Consider the following 23,232-nt stretch of genomic DNA (forward strand, 5'->3'; position numbering starts at 1 on the left):
CGCCTTGGCTCCCCTGCCGACCAGACTTCCCGGCACACCGCTCTCACCCTATCCGGTGCAGGTCACGTCAAGACAGTGTCAAGGTCTTCGGGACGGGCGCCAAGGATGCGCTAACAGGCGTCCCACCGGGCTCGCGGAAGGGCTTGCTTAGGAGCAGCCTCCTTCATGAGAGGGGGAGTTGAGCCAGTGAGCGGAGCGCGTCGGCGGCGATGAGTGACGTACGGCCCGGACGACTGAAGGTGTACCTCGGGGCGGCTCCGGGGGTCGGCAAGACCTACCGGATGCTCGACGAGGGGCGGCGCCGTGCCGCCCGCGGGGCGGATGTGGTGGTGGGGCTCGCGGAGTGCCACGGGCGCCCGCACACGGAGGCGATGCTCGACGGCCTGGAGGTCGTTGCCCGCGCCCCCTGCAGCTATCGCGGCGGCCGCTTCCAGGAGATGGACCTGGCCGCGGTCCTCGCGCGCCGCCCGCAGGTCGTGATCGTCGACGAGTTCGCCCACAGCAACGTCCCCGGTGAGGGCCGCAACCCCAAACGCTGGCAGGACATCGAGATCCTGCTCGACGCGGGCGTCGACGTCATCACCGCCCTCAACATCCAGCACCTGGAGTCCCTCAACGACGTGGTCGAGAAGATCACCGGGGTGCCGCAGCACGAGACCGTGCCCGACGAGGTCGTACGGCGGGCCCAGCAGGTCGAGCTGGTGGACATGCCGCCCGAAGGACTGCGGCGCCGGCTGGCGCACGGCAACATCTACGCCCCGGAGAAGGTCGACGCGGCGCTCGCCAACTACTTCCGGCCGGGCAACCTCACCGCCCTGCGGCAGCTGGCGCTGCTGTGGACGGCCGACCGGGTCGACGAGGCGCTCCAGGAATACCGCTCGCAGCACGGCATCGGCCGGGTGTGGGAGACCCGGGAGCGGGTGGTGGTCGCGCTGACCGGCGGCCCGGAGGGCGACACCCTGATCCGGCGGGCGGCCCGGATCGCCGACCGGTCCGCGGGCGGCGACCTGCTGGCCGTGCACGTGGCCCGCAGCGACGGCCTCGCGGCCGGGGTCTCGCACGCCTCCCTGGCCCGGCAGCGGCGGCTGGTGGAGGACCTGGGCGGCAGTTATCACTCGGTGGTCGGTGACGACGTCGCCGCGACCCTGGTGGAGTTCGCCCGCGCGGAGAACGCCACACAGCTGGTGCTGGGCACGAGCCGCCGCGGCCGGCTGGCACGGTTCCTGACCGGGCCCGGCACGGGTGAGACCGTGACCGAGCTGTCCGGTGACATCGACGTCCACCGGGTCACGCACGAGCGGGCCGGGCGCGGCACCCTGCTGCCGTCGCGGCGGCGCACCCTGTCGACGGCCCGGCTGATCGCCGGTCCGGTGGCCGGACTGGTGCTGCCGGTCCTGCTCACGGTCGTCCTGGCCCAGCTGCGCGGCACCCTGAACCTGACCAGCGAGGCCCTGCTGTTCCTGCTCGCCGTGGTGGGCGTGGCCTGCATAGGAGGAGTCACCTCCGCGGTGATCGCGTCGGTGACCGCGTCCCTGCTGCTCAACTACTGGTTCATCCCGCCCATCGGCCAGTTCACGCTGGACGATCCGAACGCCCTGCTGGCCCTGGCGGTGTTCGCGGTCGTGGCGGCCACCGTGGCCGCGGTCGTGGACCGGTCCCTGCGGCTGTCGCGCCGTTCCGCCCGCGCGACGGCCGAGGCGGAGACCATGTCGTCGCTGGCGGGCAGCATCGTGCGGGGCGAGGCCACGATCCCGGCCCTGCTGGAGCGGACCCGGGAGACCTTCGGCATGGAGTCGGCGGATCTGGTGGAGGAGCCTCCCGACGCGCCCGGTGTGACGGCCGTTCCGGCGGGTCCCGGTGCCTTCCTCGCCCTGCGCGGTCGCACCCTGTCCTCGTCCGAGCGACGGGTGCTGGCCGCCTTCGCCGCGCACGTCGGCTCCGCCGTGGAGCGGTCCCGGCTCGCCGAGGCCGCCGCCGAGGTCGAGCCGGTGAAGGCCGCCGACCGGTTGCGCACGGCACTGCTGCGGGCCGTCGGCCACGACCTGCGCACCCCCCTGGCGGCAGGCTGGGCCGCCGTCACCTCGCTGCGCAGCCGGGACGTCGAGTTCTCGGCCGAGGACCGGGACGAACTCCTCGCCACCGCCGACGAGTCCATGGCCAGACTCAACCGCCTGGTGGAGAACCTCCTCGACCTCAGCCGCCTGGAGGCCGGAGTCCTCACGCTGAACCTGCGCCCGACCTCCCTGGAGGAGGTCCTGCCCATGGCACTGACGGAAGTCTCCGCGGTGGACGTGGCGGACGTGGAGGAGATCCCGCCGATGCTCGCCGACCCGCCGCTGCTGGAACGGGTGATCGCCAACCTCGCCGGCAACGCCGACCGCCACACCCCGCCTGGCAAGAAGGTGCTGGTCACCGCCAGTGCCCTGGCGGGCCGGGTGGAGCTGCGGATCGTGGACCGGGGGCCGGGTCTGCCCGCCGACGGCAGGGAGCGGCTCTTCGAGCCCTTCCAGCGGCTCGGCGACACCGACAACACCACCGGGCTCGGCCTCGGACTGGCCCTCGCGCGGGGCCTGACCGAGGCGATGAACGGCACCCTCACCCCCGAGGACACGCCCGGCGGCGGTCTCACGATGGTCGTGTCGCTACCGCTCGCCGCACAGAACGCGGGTGCCGAACCGACGGAGCAGAGTGTGGGAGGTGCGTGACGAGCACGGTGACCAGTGCAGGGAAACCGCGCCGGGGCTGGACCTCGACACCACCCGGACCCTGGCCGCCGCGCGACCGGTTCCCCTTGACTGCAAGCACCGTCGGCCCCTTCCTGGGGCTCTGCGCACACCACCCGGAGGTCATCATGGACGCGGCCCACTCCGCACACGTCCACCGCACGGCAACGGCCGCTGCCCCGACCGCTTCAGATTCACCCGGGGCCAAGTCCCGTACCACCGCTCCGGGCCCGCCTCGTGGTGGTGACCCTCGCTGACCAGACGGGTTCGGCGCTGGACACGGCCGGTCCGGGCCGACCGCTCGGGCCTCACGCAGGCTCCGCACTCACTCCAGACCGGAGGCTTTGAACACGGCACGGGCGGTCTCGCGGTCGACCCGGCGGGAGATGCGGCGCAGGACGGTCGCTCCGCACAGCAGCAGCCCGTCCTCTGCGGCCTTCCGCGCGCCCCCGTCCAGGCTGGACCACAACCGCGGATTGCGCACCAGGACCTCGGGGTCGAGCTCCACGCGCCCACCGAGCGCGTCCCGCAGCACGATCCGTTGGGAGATGCCGTCCAGGCAGCGGACCGACACCAGCAGATCCGTCCGGACCTGCCGCTCACGCAGCAGCCGGCGCGAGGCCAGCCAGTTCCCGCCCGCCGACACCCGGTCGGGGCACAGCACGAGGAACAGCAGCCCGGAGAGAGCGCACCACAGCACGGTGCGCCACGGGGTGAGCCGGCCGGAACCCCAGTCGATCAGCAGGAGAAGGGCGAGCAGGACGCCCGCGCAGCGGACGGCGCTCCACAGCTCCTGCGCCCACTCGCGGTCGTTCGTCGCCTCACCGGATCCGTCGGGCGGCTCTCCGGACACGTCGTCACGGCGTCCCATGGCGCCGACGGTAGCGACCAGGGGAATCCGATCGGCGCGTCTTGACACGGCTCTGACGGATATCGAGCGGTTCCCTGCTTCCTGCCCGTGACGCGGCGGGCATGCGGAAGTCGCCCACGTCACACACCCGTCAATGTCGCGTCAAGGTCGGCCGGTTGGGCGCGAAGAAGTCGCAAGGAACCTTCGGAGGCGGCCGGAAAAGGACGGAACCTGAGTGCGGTCGTGCACACCTCAGCCTCGTGCGCGGCCGAGGCGAGAAGGAGTCCGCACCCATGTCCGTAGTGACCACCGAGCCGAACGCCGTGCCCGCGGGCGAGGAGCCGCCCGATACCGGCGAACGCCACCGCCTGAGCGCCGTCACCGGCCTTGCGGCCCTGTCGCTGGACGCGATGGCGTCCGTGGCGTACGGCCCCGAGGCGATTGTTCTGGTGCTGGCGGCCGCGGGCGCGCACGGCCTCGGCTTCACGATGCCCGTCACACTGGCCATCGCCGCCCTGTTGGCCGTGCTGGTGGCCTCCTACCGGCAGGTGATCGCGGCCTTCCCGGACGGCGGCGGCTCCTACGCCGTCGCGAAGACCCACCTGGGCGCGCGCACCAGTCTGGTGGCGGCGGCCTCCCTGGTCCTGGACTACGTCCTCAACGTCGCCGTCGCTGTCACGGCCGGCGTCGCCGCGCTCACCTCCGCCTTCCCGACCCTCTACGACGACCGGCTGTGGCTGTGCCTGGCGGTGCTCGCCCTGGTCACGGGCGTCAACCTGCGCGGGATCGTGGAGTCCGCCAGGGCGTTCATCGTGCCGACGGTCGTCTTCGTCGGCTCGATCTTCGTCCTCATCGCCGTCGGCCTCTTCCGGTCCGGGCCGGTCAGCACGGTGACCGCCGCCGGGCATGCCTCGGTCCTCGCCGACAACGCCACCGCCGTGGGCGCACTCCTCCTGCTGAAGGCTTTCGCCTCCGGCTGTGCCGCGCTGACGGGCGTGGAGGCCATCGCCAACGCCGTTCCCTCCTTCCGGGTTCCGCGCGCCAAGCGGGCCCAGCGGGCGGAGGTCGCCCTCGGAGCCGTCCTCGGGGCGATGCTCATCGGCCTGTCCGTCCTGATCGGCCGCTTCCACCTCCAGCCGGTCCAGGGCGTCACTGTCCTCGCCCAGTTGGCGGACGCCTCTCTCGGGCACAACTGGGCCTTCTACGTCATCCAGTTCGCGACGATGATCCTTCTGGCCCTGTCGGCCAACACGTCCTTCGGCGGCCTGCCCGTGCTCCTGAAGCTGCTGGCCCGGGACAACTACGCGCCGCACGTCTTCGCACTCAAGGCCGACCGCCAGGTCCACCGGCACGGTGTCCTCGCGCTGGCGCTCGTCTCGGCTGCCCTGCTGGTCTTCTCCGGCGGCGACACCAACACCCTAGTCCCGCTCTTCGCCATCGGTGTCTTCGTCGGCTTCACCATCGCGCAGGTGGGCATGGTCCGGCACTGGCGCCTCGAGCGAGGACCGGGGTGGCACGGCAAGGCGCTGCTGAACGGCTTCGGCGCGCTGCTCACCGGCGTCGCGACCGTCGTCGTCACCGTGGAGAAGTTCACGGCGGGTGCCTGGCTCGTGGTGATCGCCCTGCCGCTGCTGGTGGCCGCTTTCGAGACGGTGCAGCGCGCCTACGGCCGGATCGGCGAGCAGCTCGGCCGGGGCCGCATCCCCGAGGCCCCGCACCGCGAGCGCTCGCTGGTGATCGTCCCCGTCTCCTCCCTGTCCAGACTGACCTCGGAGGCCCTCACGGCTGCCTCCTCCCTCGGTGACGAGGTCCGCGCGGTGACCGTGTGCTACCCCGATCCCGAGGACCGGGCCGCCCTGCACGCCCTGGAGCGTTCCTGGGCCGCCTGGGACCCGGGCGTCCCACTGATCCGGCTGACCTGCGAGCGGCGCAGTCTGGGCCGCCCCATCGCCGCCTACGTCCGTGAGGTGGCCGCCGCCGAGCCTGGCACGCGCGTCACCGTGCTGATCCCGGAGACCGAGCCGGAGCGGCTGTGGCAGCGGCTGCTGCAGAACCAGCGGGGGGCCGTGGTCGCGCACGCCGTGCGCCGGGAGACGGACGCGGTCATCTGCCGGCTGCGCTTCCGGCTTCTGTGAGCCGGATCGATCGACCGCTGCGTCGGTTCTGCCCGCTGGTATGGATCAAGGGTCGTAAGAGTCCCGTCAAAGCCGTGGGTGTCGCCGTAAGGGAGTCGTCAACGGACGACCCGATCCGGCCAAAGAGGCGCTTTCCTCTACTCGTCCCTGTTCATCGAACCTCACCCCAGGAGTTCGCGATGGCCGACCTGGCCTTCGTCATCGCCACGATCGCGGGTTTCGCGCTGGTGGCCCTTGTCGCCAAGGGGGTGACGAAGCTGTGACCGCCGAGAACATCGTCGGCCTCGTCGTGGCCGTCGCCCTGCTGGGCTATCTCGTCCTCGCCCTGATCTTCCCGGAGAGGTTCTGAGACACAGATGGGTCCCGTACTCGCCGGCGTCCTCCAGCTGCTCGCCCTCATAGGAGCACTGGCGCTCGTCTACGTCCCCCTCGGCACCTACATGGCCAGGGTCTACTCCGCCGACAAGCACTGGCGCGTCGAGAGGTGGATCTACAAGGGCATCGGTGCCAACCCCGACACCGAGATGACCTGGACCGCGTATCTGCGCGGGGTCCTCGCCTTCTCCGTGGTCGGTGTCCTCTTCCTCTACCTGCTCCAGCGGCTCCAGGGCGTCCTGCCCGGCTCGCTCGGCTTCGACTCGGTGAACCCGGCGCAGTCGTTCAACACGGCCGTGTCGTTCGTGACCAACACCAACTGGCAGTCGTACTACGGCGAGCAGACCATGGGCCACGTCGTGCAGACGGCCGGGCTCGCGGTGCAGAACTTCGTCTCCGCCGCCGTCGGCATCGCCGTCGCGGTGGCCCTCGTACGAGGGTTCGCGCGCTCGCGCACCGGTGAGCTCGGCAACTTCTGGGCCGACCTGGTGCGCGGCACGCTGCGGATCCTGGTGCCGGGTGCCGCGATCGCCGCGATCGTGCTCGTGGCCTGCGGCGCGATCCAGAACTTCTCCGGCATCCACGAGGTCGGCCAGTTCATGGGCGGCTCGCAGCAGTGGAACGGCGGCGCCGTGGCCTCGCAGGAGGCCATCAAGGAGTTCGGCACCAACGGCGGCGGCTACTTCAACGCCAACTCCGCCCACCCCTTCGAGAACCCGAACGCCTTCACCAACCTCTTCGAGATCTTCCTGATCCTGGTGATCCCGTTCGCGCTGACCCGCACCTTCGGCGTGATGGTCGGCTCGGTGCGCCAGGGGTACGCGATCCTCGCCACCATGGCCACCATCTGGCTGGGCTTCACCGCGCTCATGATGTGGACCGAGTTCGCCCACCACGGCCCGGCGCTGCAGGCCGCGGGCGGGGCGATGGAGGGCAAGGAGGTCCGCTTCGGCGTCGGCGGTTCGTCGATCTTCGCGGTGGCGACCACGCTCACCTCGACCGGTGCGGTGGACTCCTTCCACTCCTCGTTCACCGGCCTGGGCGGTGGCATCACCATGCTGAGCATGATGCTCGGCGAGATCGCGCCCGGTGGTACCGGCTCCGGCCTCTACGGCATGCTGATCATGGCGGTCATCGCGGTGTTCATCGCCGGGCTGATGGTCGGCCGTACGCCCGAGTACCTGGGCAAGAAGATCGGCACCCGCGAGATCAAGCTGGCCGCCTGCTACATCCTCGTCACGCCGGCCCTGGTCCTCGTCTTCACCGCCGCCTCCATGGCCCTGTCGACCCCGCCGCACTCGATGCTGAACTCCGGTGCGCACGGCTTCTCCGAGGTGCTGTACGCGTTCACCTCGGCCGCCAACAACAACGGCTCCGCCTTCGCCGGCCTGAACGCGAACACCGACTGGTACAACACCATGACGGGATTCGCGATGCTGCTCGGCCGCTTCCTGCCCATGATCTTCGTCCTGGCGCTCGCGGGTTCGCTCGCCGAGCAGAAGCCGGTCCCGGAGACCGCGGGCACGCTGCGCACCGAGAAGCCGCTCTTCACCGGCCTGCTGGTGGGCGCGATCCTCATCATCACCGGTCTGACCTACTTCCCGGCTCTCGCGCTGGGGCCGCTGGCCGAGGGGCTGGCGTCATGACCACCCGTATAGAGAAGCCAGAGGACTCCATGTCCACAGCCACCCCGACCCGGGCGCCGCACAGCGACGTACCCACCGGGCACAAGTCCCCCGAGGGCCGCGTCGGCGCGGGTCTGTTCGACCCCAAGCAGCTGGTCAAGTCGCTGCCGGACGCCTTCCGCAAGCTCGACCCGCGGGTGATGGTCAAGTCCCCCGTGATGTTCGTGGTGTGGATCGGGTCCGTGCTGACCACCGCCTTCTCCTTCAAGGACCCCGGCGACTGGTTCGGCTGGACCATCAGCGCCTGGCTGTGGCTGACCGTCGTCTTCGCCAACCTCGCGGAGGCGGTCGCCGAAGGGCGCGGCAAGGCCCAGGCCGACACGCTCAGGAAGGCCAAGACCGACACCGTCGCGCGGCGGCTCCTCGGGGACTCCGAGGAGCAGGTTCCCGGTACGGAGCTGCGGATCGGTGACCTGGTCGTCTGCGAGGCCGGCGACATCATCCCCGGCGACGGTGACGTCGTCGAGGGCGTGGCCTCGGTGGACGAGTCGGCGATCACCGGCGAGTCCGCCCCGGTCATCCGGGAGTCCGGCGGCGACCGGAGCGCGGTGACTGGTGGCACCAAGGTGCTCTCCGACCGGATCGTCATCAAGATCACGACGAAGCCCGGCGAGACCTTCATCGACCGCATGATCGCCCTCGTCGAGGGCGCGGCCCGGCAGAAGACGCCCAATGAGATCGCGCTGAACATCCTGCTCGCCTCGCTGACCATCGTCTTCCTGCTCGCGGTGGCGACCCTGCCGCCGTTCGCGGACTACGCGGGCACCCACCTGACGATGGTGGTGCTGGTGGCGCTGCTGGTCTGCCTGATCCCGACGACGATCGGAGCCCTGCTCTCCGCGATCGGCATCGCGGGCATGGACCGCCTCGTCCAGCGCAACGTCCTGGCGATGTCGGGACGCGCGGTCGAGGCGGCCGGTGACGTCTCCACCCTGCTGCTCGACAAGACCGGCACCATCACCCTGGGCAACCGTCAGGCGTCGGAGTTCGTGCCGGTGAGCGGCACCACCGAGGCCGAACTCGCGGACGCCGCCCAGCTGTCCTCGCTGGCCGACGAGACGCCCGAGGGCCGCTCCATCGTCGTACTGGCGAAGGAGAAGTACGGGCTGCGCGAGCGCCACCAGGGCGAACTCGCAGGCGCCGAATGGATCGAGTTCACCGCGCAGACCCGGATGTCCGGTGTCGACGTGGACGGGCGCAGGGTCCGCAAGGGCGCTGCCGGTTCTGTCATCAAGTGGGTCGAGGAGCGGGGCGGCGCGGTCGCCGAAGACGCGGACACCGCCGCCAACCGCATCTCCGAGGCCGGCGGCACCCCGCTGCTCGTCGCCGTCGAGGACGCCGAGGGCGCCCGGGTGTTGGGCGTCATCCACCTCAAGGACGTCGTCAAGGAGGGCATGCGCGAGCGGTTCGACGAGCTGCGCCGCATGGGCATCAGGACCGTCATGATCACGGGCGACAACCCGCTGACCGCCAAGGCGATCGCCGAGGAGGCGGGCGTCGACGACTTCCTCGCGGAGGCCACCCCCGAGGACAAGATGGCCCTCATCAAGCGCGAGCAGGCGGGCGGCAAGCTCGTCGCGATGACCGGTGACGGCACCAACGACGCGCCGGCCCTCGCGCAGGCGGACGTCGGCGTCGCGATGAACACGGGTACGTCGGCCGCAAAGGAGGCCGGCAACATGGTCGACCTCGACTCCAACCCGACCAAGCTGATCGAGATCGTCGAGATCGGCAAGCAACTGCTGATCACCCGGGGCGCGTTGACCACGTTCTCCATCGCCAACGACGTCGCGAAGTACTTCGCGATCATTCCCGCGCTGTTCGCGGCCGTCTACCCGGGCCTGGACAAGCTCAACATCATGGGCCTGTCCTCGCCCGACTCCGCGATCCTCTCGGCGGTCGTCTTCAACGCGCTGATCATCATCGCGCTGGTGCCGCTGTCCCTGAAGGGCGTGCAGTACCGGCCGGTCAGCGCCGACAAGATGCTGCGCCGCAACCTGACCATCTACGGCGTCGGCGGGCTGATCGCGCCCTTCATCGGCATCAAGCTCATCGACCTGCTCATCTCCCTCATCCCCGGAATCGGCTGATCCCCATGAACAACTCGGTTACGAACACGGCCCGGTTGCTGTGGGCGGGGTTGCGAGCCCTTCTCGTGCTGACCCTGGTGACGGGCGTCATCTACCCGCTGGCCGTCACCGGTGTCGCCCAGGCGCTGTTCCACGACAAGGCGAACGGCTCCGAGATCACGTCGGACGGCAAGGTCGTCGGCTCGTCCCTGATCGGGCAGTCGTACAACCTGCCGCTCAAGAAGGGCCAGGAGACACCGGATCCGGACCTGCAGTGGTTCCAGGGCCGCCCGGCCAACGGCCTGGGTGCCAACAGCATCAACACGCAGTACAAGCTGATCCTGTCCGGGGCCACCAACCTCTCCGCCGACAACAAGGATCTGATCCAGCAGGTCAAGGATGCCAAGGCCGCGGTCGTCAAGGACAACTCCGTGTCCGGCTACACCGTCAAGCCACAGGACGTGCCGGCTGACGCGGTCACCTCCTCCGGCTCCGGTCTGGACCCGAACATCTCCCCGGCCTACGCCGAGCTCCAGGTCCACCGGGTCGCCGCGAAGAACGGCCTGACCGTCGCCCAGGTGCAGAAGCTGGTCGACGAGCACACCGACGGCCGCACGCTCGGCTTCATCGGTGAGCCCCGGGTGAACGTCCTGGAGCTCAACATCGCGCTCAAGGACCTCGTAGCGAAGAAGTGACGGCCTTACACGACCAAGAGGGGAGCCGGCGGCCGGGACAGCGTCCCGGATCCGCCGGCTCCCACCGCCATGAAACAGGAGAGGCACACACCCATGACGAGGGTGTTGGTGGTGGAGGACGACCCGCAGCTCGTACGGGCCCTCGTGATCAACCTGCAGGCACGCAAGTACGGCGTCGACGCCGCCCCCGACGGCGCCACGGCCCTCCGGCTCGCGGCCGCCCGCCAGCCCGACGTGGTGATGCTCGACCTCGGCCTGCCCGACATGGACGGAGCCGACGTCATCAAGGCCCTGCGCGGCTGGACCCGGGTGCCGATCCTGGTCCTGTCCGCCCGTCAGGGCTCCGACGAGAAGGTGGCCGCGCTCGACGCGGGCGCCGACGACTACATCACCAAGCCGTTCAGCATGGACGAACTCCTCGCCCGGCTGCGGGCCGCCGTCCGCCGTACCGAGGACGCGCCGCTCGTGCCCGAGACGGTCCTCGTCGAGACGGCCGACTTCAGCATCGACCTGCTCGCCAAGAAGGTCGTCCGCGGCGGGCGGGACGTGCGACTGACCCCGACCGAGTGGCACCTGCTGGAGATCCTGGTGACCAATCCCGGCCGGCTGATCACGCAGAAGCACCTCCTCCAGGAGGTCTGGGGCGCCACTCAGAGCAACAAGACCAACTACCTGCGGGTCTACATGGCCCAGTTGCGCCGAAAGTTGGAGAACGACCCCGCCCACCCCCGCTATCTGATCACCGAGCCCGGCATGGGCTACCGCTACGAGGGATGACATGGCACGCGGCAAACTCCGGATCTACCTCGGTGCGGCACCCGGTGTCGGCAAGACCTACGCCATGCTCTCCGAGGCACACCGCAGGATCGAGCGCGGTACGGACTGTGTGGTCGCCTTCGTGGAACACCACCACCGGCCGCGCACCGAGGTGATGCTGCACGGCCTGGAACAGGTTCCGCGCAAGGAACTCGCGTACCGCGACAGTGTCTTCACCGAGATGGACGTCGACGCCGTCCTGGCCCGCCGTCCCCAGGTCGCCCTGGTCGACGAACTGGCCCACACCAACATCCCCGGCTCCCGCAACACCAAGCGCTGGCAGGACGTCGAGGAACTGCTGGCCGCCGGGATCGACGTGATCTCGACCGTCAACATCCAGCACCTGGAGTCACTGGGCGACGTCGTCGAGTCGATCACCGGGGTGCGGCAGCGGGAGACCGTGCCGGACGAGGTGGTGCGCCGGGCCGACCAGATCGAGCTGGTCGACATGTCCCCGCAGGCCCTGCGCCGCCGTATGGCACACGGGAACATCTACAGGTCGGACAAGGTCGACGCGGCGCTGTCGAACTACTTCCGCCCCGGAAACCTCACCGCGCTGAGGGAGCTGGCACTGCTGTGGGTGGCCGACCGCGTCGACGCCTATCTCACCGAGTACCGCAGCGAGCACCAGGTCTCGACGATCTGGGGCTCGCGCGAGCGGATCGTGGTCGGACTGACCGGCGGACCCGAGGGCCGGACACTGATCCGGCGGGCCGCGCGCCTCGCCGAGAAGGGCGCCGGCGGCGAGGTCATGGCCGTCTACATCTCCCGCAGCGACGGCCTGACCTCGGCATCCCCGAAGGAACTCGCCGACCAGCGCACCCTGGTCGAGGATCTCGGCGGCACCTTCCACCAGGTCGTCGGCGACGACATCCCCGTGGCCCTGCTGGACTTCGCACGCGGGGTCAACGCCACCCAGATCGTCCTCGGCGTGTCCCGGCGCAGGAGCTGGCAGAGCATCTTCGGGCCGGGCGTCGGTGCCACGGTCGCCCGGGACTCGGGCCCCGACCTCGACGTCCACCTCATCACCCATGACGAGGTGGGCAAGGGCCGCGGACTGCCGGTGGCGCGCGGAGCACGCCTGGGACGCTCCCGGGTCATCCGGGGCTGGCTCGTCGGCGTACTCGGCCCGGTCCTGCTCACCTGGCTGCTCACCAGCGCCACCCCGGACGTCGGCCTCGCCAACGACATGCTGCTGTTCCTGACCCTGACGGTCGCGGCGGCCCTGCTGGGCGGGCTCTACCCGGCGCTGGGCTCCGCCGTGGTGGGCTCCCTCCTGCTCAACTGGTACTTCACCCCGCCCATCCACACCCTGACGATCGCCGACCCCAAGAACATCGTCGCCATCGCCATCTTCGTGGGCGTGGCCGTGTCCGTGGCCTCCGTCGTCGACCTCGCCGCCCGGCGCACGCACCAGGCGGCGCGGCTACGGGCCGAGTCGGAGATCCTCTCCTATCTCGCGGGCAGCGTCCTGCGCGGCGAGACCTCGCTGGAGGCGCTGCTGGAACGGGTCCGCGAGACCTTCGGCATGGAGTCGGTGGCCCTCCTGGAGCGGACCGGCGAGACGGAACCCTGGACCTGCGCCGGCAGCGTGGGACCCCGGCCCGCCGAGAACCCGGACGACGCGGACGTCGACGTACCCGTCAACGACGACATGGCCCTGTCCCTGCGCGGCCGCGTGCTGCCGGCCGCCGACCGCCGGGTGCTGGCCGCGTTCGCCGCCCAGGCCGCCGTCGTCCTGGACCGCCAGCGCCTGCGGCGCGAGGCCGACCGCGCCAAGGAACTGGCCGAGGGCAACCGCATCCGCACCGCGCTGCTCGCCGCCGTCAGCCACGACCTGCGCACCCCGCTCGCCGGCATCAAGGCATCCGTGACCTCGTTGCGCTCCGAGGACGTCGCCTGGTCCGAGGAGGACCAGGCAGAGTTGCTGAAGGCCATAGAGGAGGGCGCCGACCGGCTCGACCTCCTCGTCGGCAACCTGCTCGACATGTCCCGCCTCCAGACCGGGACCGTCACCCCCATCATCCGCGAGACCGATCTCGACGAGGTCGTGCCCATGGCGCTCGGCGGGGTGCCGGAGGACAGCGTGGAACTCGACATCCCGGAGACGCTGCCGATGGTGCACATCGACCGGGGACTGCTGGAGAGGGCGGTCGCCAACGTCGTCGAGAACGCCGTCAAGTACAGCCCCGCAGGGGAGAAGGTCCTGGTGTCGGCGAGTGCCATCGCCGACCGGGTCGAGGTACGCGTTGTCGACCGCGGCCCCGGAGTCCCGGACGAGGCCAAGGACCACATCTTCGAACCCTTCCAGCGGTACGGCGACTCACCTCGCGGCGCCGGCGTGGGCCTCGGACTCGCGGTCGCGCGCGGCTTCACCGAGGCGATCGGCGGCACGATCCACGCCGAGGACACGCCCGGGGGCGGCCTCACCATGGTGCTCGCCGTACCGACGGCCCCCGAGCGGCTGCCGGAGCGGCCGGACCTGCCGGCCGCGACCACGTCCTGACCGCGTTCAGGCGCCGGGCGGCGCGGTGTCGAACTCACGCTGAAGCCGCCCGGTGTCCAGCCGCAGCCGGAGCATGTTCCGGCGGTGCGCGGCCTCCAGCGCGGCCTGCAGCGGGGAGGGCGGCACCGCGAGAACGGGGCAGGCGGCGTGGGCGAGGCAGTAGCGGCTGACGGACGGCCAGAACGCGCGGCGCAGCCGGCTCTGCCGCCCGGTGCCGACCACGATCACATCGCGCTCCCGATCTGCGATCTGCACCAGCGCCCGCCCCGGGGCGCCCCGCGCCACCAAGGCATGCCCGGGCAGCCCGGAGCCCGTGGCGCCGAACACGTCACGCAGCGCCGTGAGCAGAGTCTCCCGCGCCATCCGCTCCCACTCCGGGACCAGGACGGCCGAGGCCGGGGATCTGCGGGCGGCGAGGTCTCCGCCGGGCGGCTCCCAGGCCAGCACGGGCCAGAGCTCGGCGCCACGGCTCCGGGCCTCGTCGGCGGCCCGGACAAGAGCGGTGAGACTGCCCGGCGAACCGCTCACGCCCACCACGAGGCGGGCGGTCGAGGACAGGGGGGACTCGGACATCTGATCCTCCTCGGAACGCTTCCATCTCACCTCCGTAACGAGGCTTCGGACCACCCCTCCGGCCAGTTCCTGACGCCCTTCTGACGGCCCTTCGGTGCCTTCTCACCAGCTGCGTCAGCGCTCCGTCAAGGTCGGTGGGATCACCGTCAGCGTCCCGTCAGGGCACGTCCGGAAGCCGGGGGCACCGGGCATAACGTCGAATGCGAGCCCCGGTCCGCCTCCCCGCGTCCGGGGCTCCAAGACCACTCGTTCCCCGCTCCTGTGGAGGCACTCCATGACAGAGCAGCTCTACGACGACGACCCCGAGCCCGCCGATCGATTCCCGGTCGGACCCCTGTACGTCCCGGTCCGGCCGGGCCCCTCCGGGTGTGCGGCCCGGCTCTTCCGCACCCCGCTCGGCGGCCGTACGGCCGTCGGCTTCACCTCCGCACGGCGACTGACCGCCACGCTCGGCCCCGGCCAGGCGTGGATCCGCCTCGCCGAGCCCGCCCTGCGCGCGCTGACCGCGCCGCTCGGCATCACCACCGTCACGGTGGACCCGCAGTTCTCGGCACCGGCTCCGGCACCGATCGAGGCCGCGACTCCCGTTCCCGCACTGCGGATCGCCTGAGAGGGGCACAATCGATGACCACAGTCCACGAACCCACCGCGACGGTCGCGTCCGCCGAACTGTCGGTGTGGCCCGCCTCCACCACCGAGCACCGGCACGGCGACCTCACCGTGGGCGGTGTATCGCTCGCGGAGATCGCCGACCGCTTCGGCACCCCCGTCTACGTCCTCGACGAGACCGAGGTCCGCGACCGCTGCCGCACCTACCGGGACGCCTTCCCCGACGCCGAAGTCCTCTACGCGGCCAAGGCGTTCCTGTGCCGGGCCATGGCCCACTGGGTCGAGGAGGAGGGCCTCGGCCTGGACGTCTGCTCGGCCGGAGAGCTCGAACTCGCCGTCACCACCGGCTTCCCGCCGGAGCGGATCACCCTGCACGGCAACGCCAAGTCCCCCCGAGACCTGGACACCGCGTTGCGCCTCGGTGTCGGCCGGATCGTCATCGACAGCCCCTCCGAGATCGCCCGGCTGGCCGCGGCGGTCGGGCCCGACGGCCACCAGAAGGTGATGGTGAGGGTCGTGCCCGGCATCAGCGCCGGCGGCCACGAGAAGATCCGCACCGGCACCGACGACCAGAAGTTCGGCCTGTCCATCGCCGACGGCTACGCCCAGCACGCCATCGCCCGCATACTCGACCAGCCACAGCTCCAACTCACCGGCCTGCACTGCCACCTGGGCTCGCAGATCACCAGCGTCAAGCCCTACCTCGCCGCCGTACGCCGCACGGTGGGCCTCATGGCGCGGCTGCACGAACAGCACGGCCTGGTGCTGCCCGAACTCGACCTCGGCGGCGGCCACGGCATCGCCTACCGCCCCGGCGAGGAGGCCCTGGACCTGACGTCACTGGCCCGCAGGGTCCGCACCGAGCTCTCCGACGCCTGCGCCGCGAACGGACTCCCCGTCCCGCGCCTGATCATCGAGCCCGGGCGGGCGATCGTGGGGCCTGCGGGTGTCGCGGTCTACCACGTGCTGGCCGTCAAGCGCACCGGCTCGCACACCTACGTCGCCGTGGACGGCGGCATGAGCGACAACCCGCGCCCGGCCCTGTACGGCGTCCGGTACGCCCCTCGCCTGGTGGGCAGGCACAGCACCGCGGCCCTTGCCCGGGTCACCGTGGTCGGGCGTCACTGCGAGGCGGGCGACGTCGTCGCCGCCGACGTGGAGCTCCCGGACGACATCCGCCCCGGCGACCTGCTCGCCGTCCCCGTCGCCGGCGCCTACCACCTGTCCATGGCCTCCGGCTACAACCTCGTCGGCCGCCCGCCGGTGGCCGCGGTGCACGACGGTCTGGCCCGCCTGCTGGTCCGCCGCGAGTCGCTGGAGGACATCCGCAGCCGGGACGTAGGGCTGTAGTCCCCACCTTATTTGCGTATTGACGCAACAAGAGGCACACTCTTGGAGTCGGGTCCCGTGCGCGCGTCGAGCGTACGCACGGGGCACAGTCACATCACGGATCGGAGGCAGCCATGGGTGCCGACCCTCCCAGTCCGCGCTGCCTCCCGGGCACTCGCTGACTCCCCTTCCCTGCCTTTCACTTTCCCGCGCTGCGTGGGTGAGCCCTGCCCTGCCGTCGGCGCGTCCGCCGCGGCCGGGCCGTGTGGGTGTGCCCAGAGTGCGGGCGGAGGTCCTCCGTGATGTCGTTCCGTACCGACACCCGATCCCCCGAGAAGGCGGCGCGCACGCCCCTGGCGGGTCGCCTGTCGCAGTTCTCCTGGGTGGACGCGGCCGTCGCCGCCGCCGTCCTCGTCCTTCTCTACGTCGTCCTGCGCGTCGGCCAGGGCACCACCGTCGCCTTCAGCACCCATCAGAACGTCGACGTGGACACCGATCCCGCTCAGCTGCCGTACGACGCGGCCCGCTCGCTGCTGCGGATGTTCGCGGCGCTGGCCGCCTCGGTCGTGTTCACCTTCGGCTACGCCTACGCCGCCGCGAAGAGCAGAAGGCTGGAGCGGATCCTCGTCCCGGCCCTCGACATCCTCCAGTCGGTGCCGGTGCTCGGCTTCCTCACCGTGGCCGTGACCGGGTTCATCGCCCTGTTCCCCGGTTCGATGCTGGGCCTGGAGTGCGCGGCGATCTTCGCGATCTTCACCTCACAGGCGTGGAACATGACGTTCGGCTTCTACTACTCCCTCACCTCTCTCCCGCGTGAACTCGACGAGCTGTCACGGTCGTTCGGCTTCACCCGCTGGATGCGGTTCTGGAAGGTGGAGGTCCCGGCCGGGATGATCGGCCTGGTCTGGAACGGCATGATGAGCTTTGGCGGCGGCTGGTTCTTCCTGGTCGCCTCGGAGGCCATCAGCGTCAACAACCAGCGGTACGCGCTGCCCGGCGTCGGTTCCTACGCCGGCGCCGCGATCGCCGACGGCGACCTGGGCAAGGTCGGCTGGGCGATCCTCACCATGGCGGTCATGGTGATCGGCGTGAACTTCCTGTTCTGGCGGCCGTTGACGGCGTGGGCGGAGAAGTTCAAGAACGAGCAGTCCGAGGCCAGTGAGGTCCAGCGGTCGTACGTCCTGGACTTCCTGCGCCGCTCGCACTGGCCGCGGCTGCTCGGCCGGGTGCTGCGTCCGGTGGGGCGTGGGCTGGGCCGGGCCGGGCGACTGCTGGGCACCGACGACCGGCCGCTGTCCGTCGACCCGGTGCGGCGGCGCAGGGGAGACGTGGCCTTCACGCTCGTCGCGGGCGGGCTGATCGTGTGGGGTCTGGCCGACCTCGGCCACTACCTCTACGACCGCACCGGCTTCGGTGTCTTCGGCGAACCGCTGCTGCTGGGTCTGGCCACCCTGGTCCGGGTCGTCGTCCTGGTCGCGCTGGCGACCGTGATCTGGGTGCCGATCGGCGTGAAGATCGGCTTCTCGCCCCGGCTCACCCGCATCGCCCAGCCCGTCGTCCAGGTCCTGGCGTCCTTCCCCGCCAACTTCATGTTCCCGCTGGCGGTCTGGTTCTTCCTGAAGACGGGCCTGTCGATCAATATCGGCGGCACGCTGCTGATGGCGCTGGGCGCCCAGTGGTACATCCTCTTCAACACCATCGCCGGCGCCATGGCCATCCCGACGGATCTGCGCGAGGCCATGGACGACCTCGGCATCACCGGATGGCAGCGGTGGCGGCGGCTGATCATCCCGGGGATCTTCCCGTCGTACGTCACCGGCGGCATCACCGCGTCCGGCGGTGCCTGGAACGCCTCGATCGTCTCCGAGGTCGTCACCTTCGGCGGGACCACGCTCACCGCGACCGGCCTGGGCGCCTACATCGCCAAGGCCACCGAGAGCGGCGACTACCCGCACCTGATCGCGGGGGTGGCGGTGATGAGCCTGTACGTCGTCGCACTGAACCGGCTGCTGTGGCGCCGCCTGTACCGGCTGGCCGAGACCCGCTACTCCCTCTGAACTGCCCCCTTTTACGAAAGATGTGGAGCACGTCATGGTGCTGAACACTCTGCGCGGCCGACGCGCCACCCCGGCCATCGGCCACACCCGCCCCGCCGACGGCGACGTCCTGCTGGAGACCGTCGGCCTGACCAAGTCCTACGCCGGCGCAGACGGCGAACTGCCCGTCCTGTCCGGCATCGACCTCCAGGTCCGCGCCGGTGAGGTCGTCGCCCTGCTGGGCAAGTCCGGCTCGGGCAAGTCGACGCTGTTGCGCTGCCTGGCCGGACTCGTCCCCACCAGCTCAGGCACCGTCACCTACAAGGGCACCCCGCTGACCGGCGCCAACCCGGGCACGGCGATGGTGTTCCAGACCTTCGCCCTGCTGCCCTGGCTGACCGTGCAGCAGAACGTCGAACTCGGTCTGGAGGCAAAGGGAGTCGGCGCCGCCGAGCGCGCCGAGGCCGCCCGCCAGGCCATCGACCTGATCGGTCTGGACGGCTTCGAGTCGGCGTACCCCAAGGAGCTGTCCGGCGGCATGCGCCAGCGCGTCGGCTTCGCACGGGCGTTGGTCGTCGAGCCGGACGTCCTGATGATGGACGAGCCGTTCTCCGCCCTCGACGTGCTCACGGCCGAGAACCTGCGCGGCGAGCTGATGGAGCTGTGGGAGTCGGGCCAGTTCCCGACCCGGGCGATCGTGCTGGTCACCCACAACATCGAGGAGGCCGTGCTGATGGCCGACCGGATCGTCGTCCTCGGCGCCCGGCCCTACGGCACGATCCGCGAGGTCTTCGAGGTCGGCCTGGACCGCCCCCGCGACCGCAACGCGCCCGCCTTCGAGGACCTCATCGACCGCGTCTACCGCACCATGACCGGACGGCACAAGGAGGGGCGCACCCCCGGCCGGGCGGAGGCCGTGGAGACCGTCGAGCTGGAGAGGCGCACCCCCTCCAACACCCCCCTGCCCACCGCGAGTGTGGACGGACTGTCCGGCCTGGCCGAGATGATCGCTCACCGCGACGGCCGCGCCGACCTCGCCGACCTGGTCGACGACCTCGGCCTGGAGGTCGACGACGTCCTGCCCCTCGTCGACGCCCTCGACCTGCTCGGCTTCGCCGTCGTGCACGGCGACGACCTGCTGCTCACCGACACCGGCGGCGAGTTCGCCGGGGCCGACGTGCAGAAGTCCAAGACCATCTTCGCCGAGGCCGCCCTGCGCGCCCCGCTGGTCAGACTGATCACCAGCAGCCTGCGCCAGAACCCCGACGGCGCCCTGCGCGCCGGGTTCTTCCGGGACGTGCTGGCCCACCACTTCACCAGCGAACAGGTCGCCCGCCAGCTGGAGACGGCCACCGACTGGGGCCGCTACGCCGAGCTGTACTCCTACGACGCCGAGCCGCAGGAGTACCGCCTCGACGACGGCGACACCGACGCCGTACGCAAGGGGTAGACCGGTGAACTCGCTCCACTTCGCCACCGGCCTCGGTGCGGGCCTGGGCGCCGGCGCGCTGATCGGCATCGAGCGGCAGTGGCGTCAGCGGATGGCCGGGCTGCGCACCAACACCCTGGTGGCCACCGGCTCGGCCCTGTTCGTGCTGCTGTCCAGTTCCTTCGGCTCGGGCGATCCCAGCCGGGTGGCCGCCCAGGTGGTCTCCGGCATCGGCTTCCTCGGCGCCGGCGTCATCATGCGCGACGGCCTGAACGTCTCCGGCATCAACACCGCGGCCACGCTGTGGTGTTCGGCCGCTGTCGGTTCCCTCGCCGGAGCCGGCCTCACCGGCTACGCGCTCACCGGAGCGGCGGCGATCGTCGCCGTCAACACCGCCGTCCGCGGACTCGCCCAGCGCCTGGACCGCCAGCCCGGCTCGGGCGACGAGGTTCCGACCCCGTACCACGTGGAGGCCGTGGTCGCCGCCCGCGACGAGGCCCATGTCCGCACCCTGCTGGTGCAGTCCCTGTCCGGCTCCGACAGCCGCCTCCACGCGGTCACCTCCACCGGCCAGGGCGAGAGCCGGGTGCGGATACGCGCGGAGATCACGTCCGACGGCGCCGACAGCACACCGGTGGAGAGCGCGGTCGCCCGCATCAGCATGGAACCGGCCGTCGTCTCCGCCGCCTGGCGGACCGTATGACCGCCAACGCCTCAGTGATCGGTGACCGGGCGGCGCCGTGCTCGCGCGGCGGCCGGGCGCTCCCGCGGGACGGCGACGGCCGCCGCCGACGTCCCGCCCGCTTCGGCCGCGTCCTCGGGAGCGTCCGCCGCGTCACCCGCGAGCACCGCGCTCTCCAGCAACGCCCGCACCTGCCGCCCCGCGGCCCGGTAGTAGATCCGTGTCCCCTCCCGCCGGGAGGCGACCAGTCCCGCCGCCCGCAGTCTCGCCAGATGCTGGGAGGTGGCCGCGACATGCGCCCCGATCAGCTCCGCCAGCCCACTGACCGGCAGCTCCCGCTCACTGAGCGCCCACAGCAGCCGGTAGCGCGAGGGGTCGGCTACCGCCTTGAGCACCGCCACCGACCGTTCGGCCCGTTCCTCGTCCCATGACGCTACTTGCGCTTCCATGCAAATATGCTAACCGGTGGTCCGGACGACATCCGCGCCCCGCAAGGAGGTGAGCCATGACGGCCCACGACAACGCTTCCCGGCAGGTCCCCGTCGTCGACTGCGCCCTGTATGAGTACGGCCGCCGCCGACCGGGCCGTCTGCCACTGGACGCGGCCATGGAAGCCGCCCGCACCACCCCCGGCGCCTTCGTCTGGATCGGCCTGCACGCCCCCACCGCCGACCAGCTCCAGGCCGTCGCCCGCGCGTTCGCCCTCCACCCGCTGGCAGTAGAGGACGCCCTCAACGCCCACCAGCGCCCCAAACTGGAGCGGTACGACGACACCCTCTTCCTCGTCCTGCGCACCGCCGTCTACCTCGAACACGAGCAGCTGACCCCCACCACCGACATCGTCGGCACCGGCGAGATCATGGCCTTCGCAGGCCGCGACTTCATCGTCGTCGTCCGCCACGACCCCTCCGAGCCCCTCACCGGCGTCCGCAGCCGTCTGGAGGCCGACCCCGAGCGCCTCGCCCACGGCCCGGCCGCCGTCCTGCACGCCATCGCCGACTCCGTCGTCGACCAGTACCTCGACGTCGTCACCGCCCTGGAGGCCGACGCCGAAGTGATCGAGAACGACGCCTTCTCCCCGGACGCCGGCCATGACATCGGCCGCATCTACCAGCTCAAGCGCGAGCTCGTCGAACTCCGCCGCGTCATTGCACCGCTCGCCCAGCCGCTGCGCGACCTCGCCGAGCGCCGTGTCCCCGGAGTCGACAAGGAACTGGCCGCCTACTTCCGTGACGTCGCCGACCACCGCGCCCAGGCCGCCGACCGGGTCACCGCCCTGACCGAGCTCGTGGACAACGCCCTGTCCATGGCTCTGGCGCAGACGAGTGTCCAGCAGAACCACGACATGCGGCGCATCAGCGCCGCCGCCGCGCTGATCGCCATCCCCGTGGCCGTCGCGGGCGTCTACGGCATGAACTTCGAGCACATGCCCGAACTGCGCTGGCTCTTCGGCTACCCGGCGATGCTCATCGCCACGGTCACGCTGGTCACCGTCGTCTACCGGGTGTTCCGCAGGAAGCGGTGGCTCTGACATCCGCCTTGTCGCCTTTTGGCACACTGTCCGGACCCGAACGCCCGGTGAAGGAGAACCCGCATGTCGATGGTCGGCAACCTGCGCAAAGTCGCGGACCTGGCACGGCGCACCCGCCGTCGCGTGGACCTCAGCCACCCGGCCCGCTCGCCGCTCGGCTCGAGCGTGGTCAACTGTGTCGTCTACCACGACGGCGTCCGCCGCCCCGGAAGGGACTCCGTGGAGGAGGCGGTCCGCCTGGCCCGCAAGCGCCGGGGCGGCTTCGTCTGGCTGGGCCTGCACGAACCCGGCGAGGAGGAGTTCGCCGGAGTCGCGGAACTGTTCGGCCTGCACCCCCTCGCCGTCGAGGACGCCGTCCACGCCCACCAGCGCCCCAAGATCGAGCAGTACGGCGAGGTCCTGTTCTCCGTCTTCAAGACCGTCACCTACGTCGAGCACGCCGAACTGACCGCGAACAGCGAGGTCGTCGACACCGGCGAGATCATGGTGTTCACCGGCCCCGACTTCGTCGTCACCGTCCGCCACGGCCGCCACGGCTCCCTCGGCCCCCTGCGCGAGGACCTCGAAGCCCACCCGGACCTGCTGGCCAAGGGCCCCTCCGCCGTACTGCACGCCATCGCCGACCACGTCGTCGACGACTACGTCACGGTCGCCGACGCCGTCCAGAACGACCTCGACCAGGTCGAGACCGACGTCTTCTCCCCGCACAGCCCACGGAACGCCGACGCCGGCCGCATTTACCAGCTCAAGCGTGAACTGCTGGAGCTGAGGCGGGCCGTGGCCCCGCTCGCCGGCCCCCTCGACCGGATCGCCACCGAGCCCCGCGCCTGCGTGGACAAGGAGATACAGACGTACTTCCGGGACGTCTTCGACCACCTCACCCGTGTCACCGAGCAGATCAACGCCTTCGACGCCTTGCTCGACTCCATCCTCCAGGCCCACCTCGCGCAGGTCACCGTCGCCCAGAACGAGGACATGCGCAAGATCACCGCGTGGGCGGCGATCATCGCCGTACCCACCATGATCTGCGGCGTGTACGGCATGAACTTCGACCACATGCCCGAACTCCGCTGGACCTTCGGCTATCCCATGGTCCTGACCGTCATCGCCACCGCCTGCCTCCTCCTCCACCGCAACTTCAAACGCAACGGCTGGTTGTGACGCCGACAACGGCACCACCGGAGTACAC

The 23,232-nt window shown here is 70.8% G+C and carries 18 protein-coding genes; 15 read left to right on the forward strand and 3 right to left on the reverse strand.

The window, feature by feature from the left end:
* The first annotated feature begins 209 nt into the window (after positions 1-209).
* Complete coding sequence (locus tag K4B79_RS11965; protein WP_232026491.1) at positions 210-2,705, forward strand: ATP-binding protein; 2,496 nt, start codon at positions 210-212, stop codon at positions 2,703-2,705.
* Between the two features lie 343 nt (positions 2,706-3,048).
* Here K4B79_RS11965 and K4B79_RS11970 read toward each other — a convergent pair whose 3' ends face one another.
* Positions 3,049-3,594, reverse strand: a complete 546-nt coding sequence (locus K4B79_RS11970; protein WP_232026492.1) for a hypothetical protein — start codon at positions 3,592-3,594, stop codon at positions 3,049-3,051.
* 272 nt (positions 3,595-3,866) lie between these two features.
* Here K4B79_RS11970 and K4B79_RS11975 point away from each other — a divergent pair, with 272 nt between their 5' ends.
* From K4B79_RS11975 to K4B79_RS12005, 7 genes are all read left to right on the forward strand, one after another.
* A complete protein-coding gene (locus tag K4B79_RS11975) occupies positions 3,867-5,708 on the forward strand; it encodes an APC family permease (RefSeq protein WP_232026493.1) in 1,842 nt (613 codons plus the stop codon).
* 259 nt (positions 5,709-5,967) lie between these two features.
* Entirely contained in the window at positions 5,968-6,057 is a 90-nt protein-coding gene (kdpF, locus tag K4B79_RS11980) for a K(+)-transporting ATPase subunit F (protein ID WP_016434100.1), read from the forward strand.
* Between the two features lie 7 nt (positions 6,058-6,064).
* Positions 6,065-7,729 carry a potassium-transporting ATPase subunit KdpA gene (kdpA, locus tag K4B79_RS11985; protein ID WP_232026494.1) on the forward strand — a complete coding sequence of 555 codons (1,665 nt, stop codon included), beginning with the start codon at positions 6,065-6,067 and terminating at the stop codon, positions 7,727-7,729.
* A gap of 29 nt (positions 7,730-7,758) precedes the next feature.
* Positions 7,759-9,858, forward strand: coding sequence for a potassium-transporting ATPase subunit KdpB (gene kdpB / locus K4B79_RS11990; RefSeq protein ID WP_374208467.1), 2,100 nt, complete (start codon positions 7,759-7,761; stop codon positions 9,856-9,858).
* Positions 9,859-9,863: 5 nt separating this feature from the next.
* Positions 9,864-10,532 carry a potassium-transporting ATPase subunit C gene (locus K4B79_RS11995; RefSeq protein ID WP_232026496.1) on the forward strand — a complete coding sequence of 223 codons (669 nt, stop codon included), beginning with the start codon at positions 9,864-9,866 and terminating at the stop codon, positions 10,530-10,532.
* A 93-nt stretch (positions 10,533-10,625) separates the two neighbouring features.
* On the forward strand, positions 10,626-11,309 hold the full coding sequence (locus K4B79_RS12000; protein ID WP_232026497.1) for a response regulator: 684 nt from the start codon (positions 10,626-10,628) through the stop codon (positions 11,307-11,309).
* 1 nt (position 11,310) lies between these two features.
* Positions 11,311-13,854, forward strand: coding sequence for a sensor histidine kinase (locus tag K4B79_RS12005; protein ID WP_232026498.1), 2,544 nt, complete (start codon positions 11,311-11,313; stop codon positions 13,852-13,854).
* A 6-nt stretch (positions 13,855-13,860) separates the two neighbouring features.
* On the opposite strand, the gene K4B79_RS12010 is transcribed toward K4B79_RS12005, so the two are convergent.
* Complete coding sequence (locus K4B79_RS12010; protein ID WP_232026499.1) at positions 13,861-14,427, reverse strand: universal stress protein; 567 nt, start codon at positions 14,425-14,427, stop codon at positions 13,861-13,863.
* Positions 14,428-14,701: 274 nt separating this feature from the next.
* Between K4B79_RS12010 and K4B79_RS12015 the strand changes: the two genes are divergently transcribed.
* The 5 genes from K4B79_RS12015 to K4B79_RS12035 all read left to right on the forward strand — a co-directional run bounded on the left by K4B79_RS12015 (position 14,702) and on the right by K4B79_RS12035 (position 20,533).
* Complete coding sequence (locus tag K4B79_RS12015; protein ID WP_232026500.1) at positions 14,702-15,037, forward strand: SAV_915 family protein; 336 nt, start codon at positions 14,702-14,704, stop codon at positions 15,035-15,037.
* Between the two features lie 14 nt (positions 15,038-15,051).
* On the forward strand, positions 15,052-16,386 hold the full coding sequence (gene lysA, locus K4B79_RS12020; protein ID WP_232026501.1) for a diaminopimelate decarboxylase: 1,335 nt from the start codon (positions 15,052-15,054) through the stop codon (positions 16,384-16,386).
* A gap of 281 nt (positions 16,387-16,667) precedes the next feature.
* Positions 16,668-18,422 carry an ABC transporter permease gene (locus K4B79_RS12025; RefSeq protein WP_232026502.1) on the forward strand — a complete coding sequence of 585 codons (1,755 nt, stop codon included), beginning with the start codon at positions 16,668-16,670 and terminating at the stop codon, positions 18,420-18,422.
* 34 nt (positions 18,423-18,456) lie between these two features.
* A complete protein-coding gene (locus tag K4B79_RS12030; protein WP_232026503.1) occupies positions 18,457-19,851 on the forward strand; it encodes an ABC transporter ATP-binding protein in 1,395 nt (464 codons plus the stop codon).
* 4 nt (positions 19,852-19,855) lie between these two features.
* On the forward strand, positions 19,856-20,533 hold the full coding sequence (locus tag K4B79_RS12035; RefSeq protein WP_232026504.1) for an MgtC/SapB family protein: 678 nt from the start codon (positions 19,856-19,858) through the stop codon (positions 20,531-20,533).
* Positions 20,534-20,544: 11 nt separating this feature from the next.
* On the opposite strand, the gene K4B79_RS12040 is transcribed toward K4B79_RS12035, so the two are convergent.
* Positions 20,545-20,961, reverse strand: coding sequence for an ArsR/SmtB family transcription factor (locus tag K4B79_RS12040; protein WP_212671076.1), 417 nt, complete (start codon positions 20,959-20,961; stop codon positions 20,545-20,547).
* 56 nt (positions 20,962-21,017) lie between these two features.
* Between K4B79_RS12040 and K4B79_RS12045 the strand changes: the two genes are divergently transcribed.
* Both K4B79_RS12045 and K4B79_RS12050 read left to right on the forward strand, forming a co-directional pair.
* Complete coding sequence (locus tag K4B79_RS12045) at positions 21,018-22,043, forward strand: magnesium and cobalt transport protein CorA (RefSeq protein ID WP_232026505.1); 1,026 nt, start codon at positions 21,018-21,020, stop codon at positions 22,041-22,043.
* A 63-nt stretch (positions 22,044-22,106) separates the two neighbouring features.
* On the forward strand, positions 22,107-23,204 hold the full coding sequence (locus K4B79_RS12050) for a magnesium and cobalt transport protein CorA (protein ID WP_232026506.1): 1,098 nt from the start codon (positions 22,107-22,109) through the stop codon (positions 23,202-23,204).
* The last annotated feature ends 28 nt before the right edge of the window (positions 23,205-23,232 follow it).

It is taken from the genome of Streptomyces lincolnensis (genome assembly GCF_021173675.1).
GTDB classification, from domain to species: Bacteria; Actinomycetota; Actinomycetes; order Streptomycetales; family Streptomycetaceae; genus Streptomyces; species Streptomyces lincolnensis_B.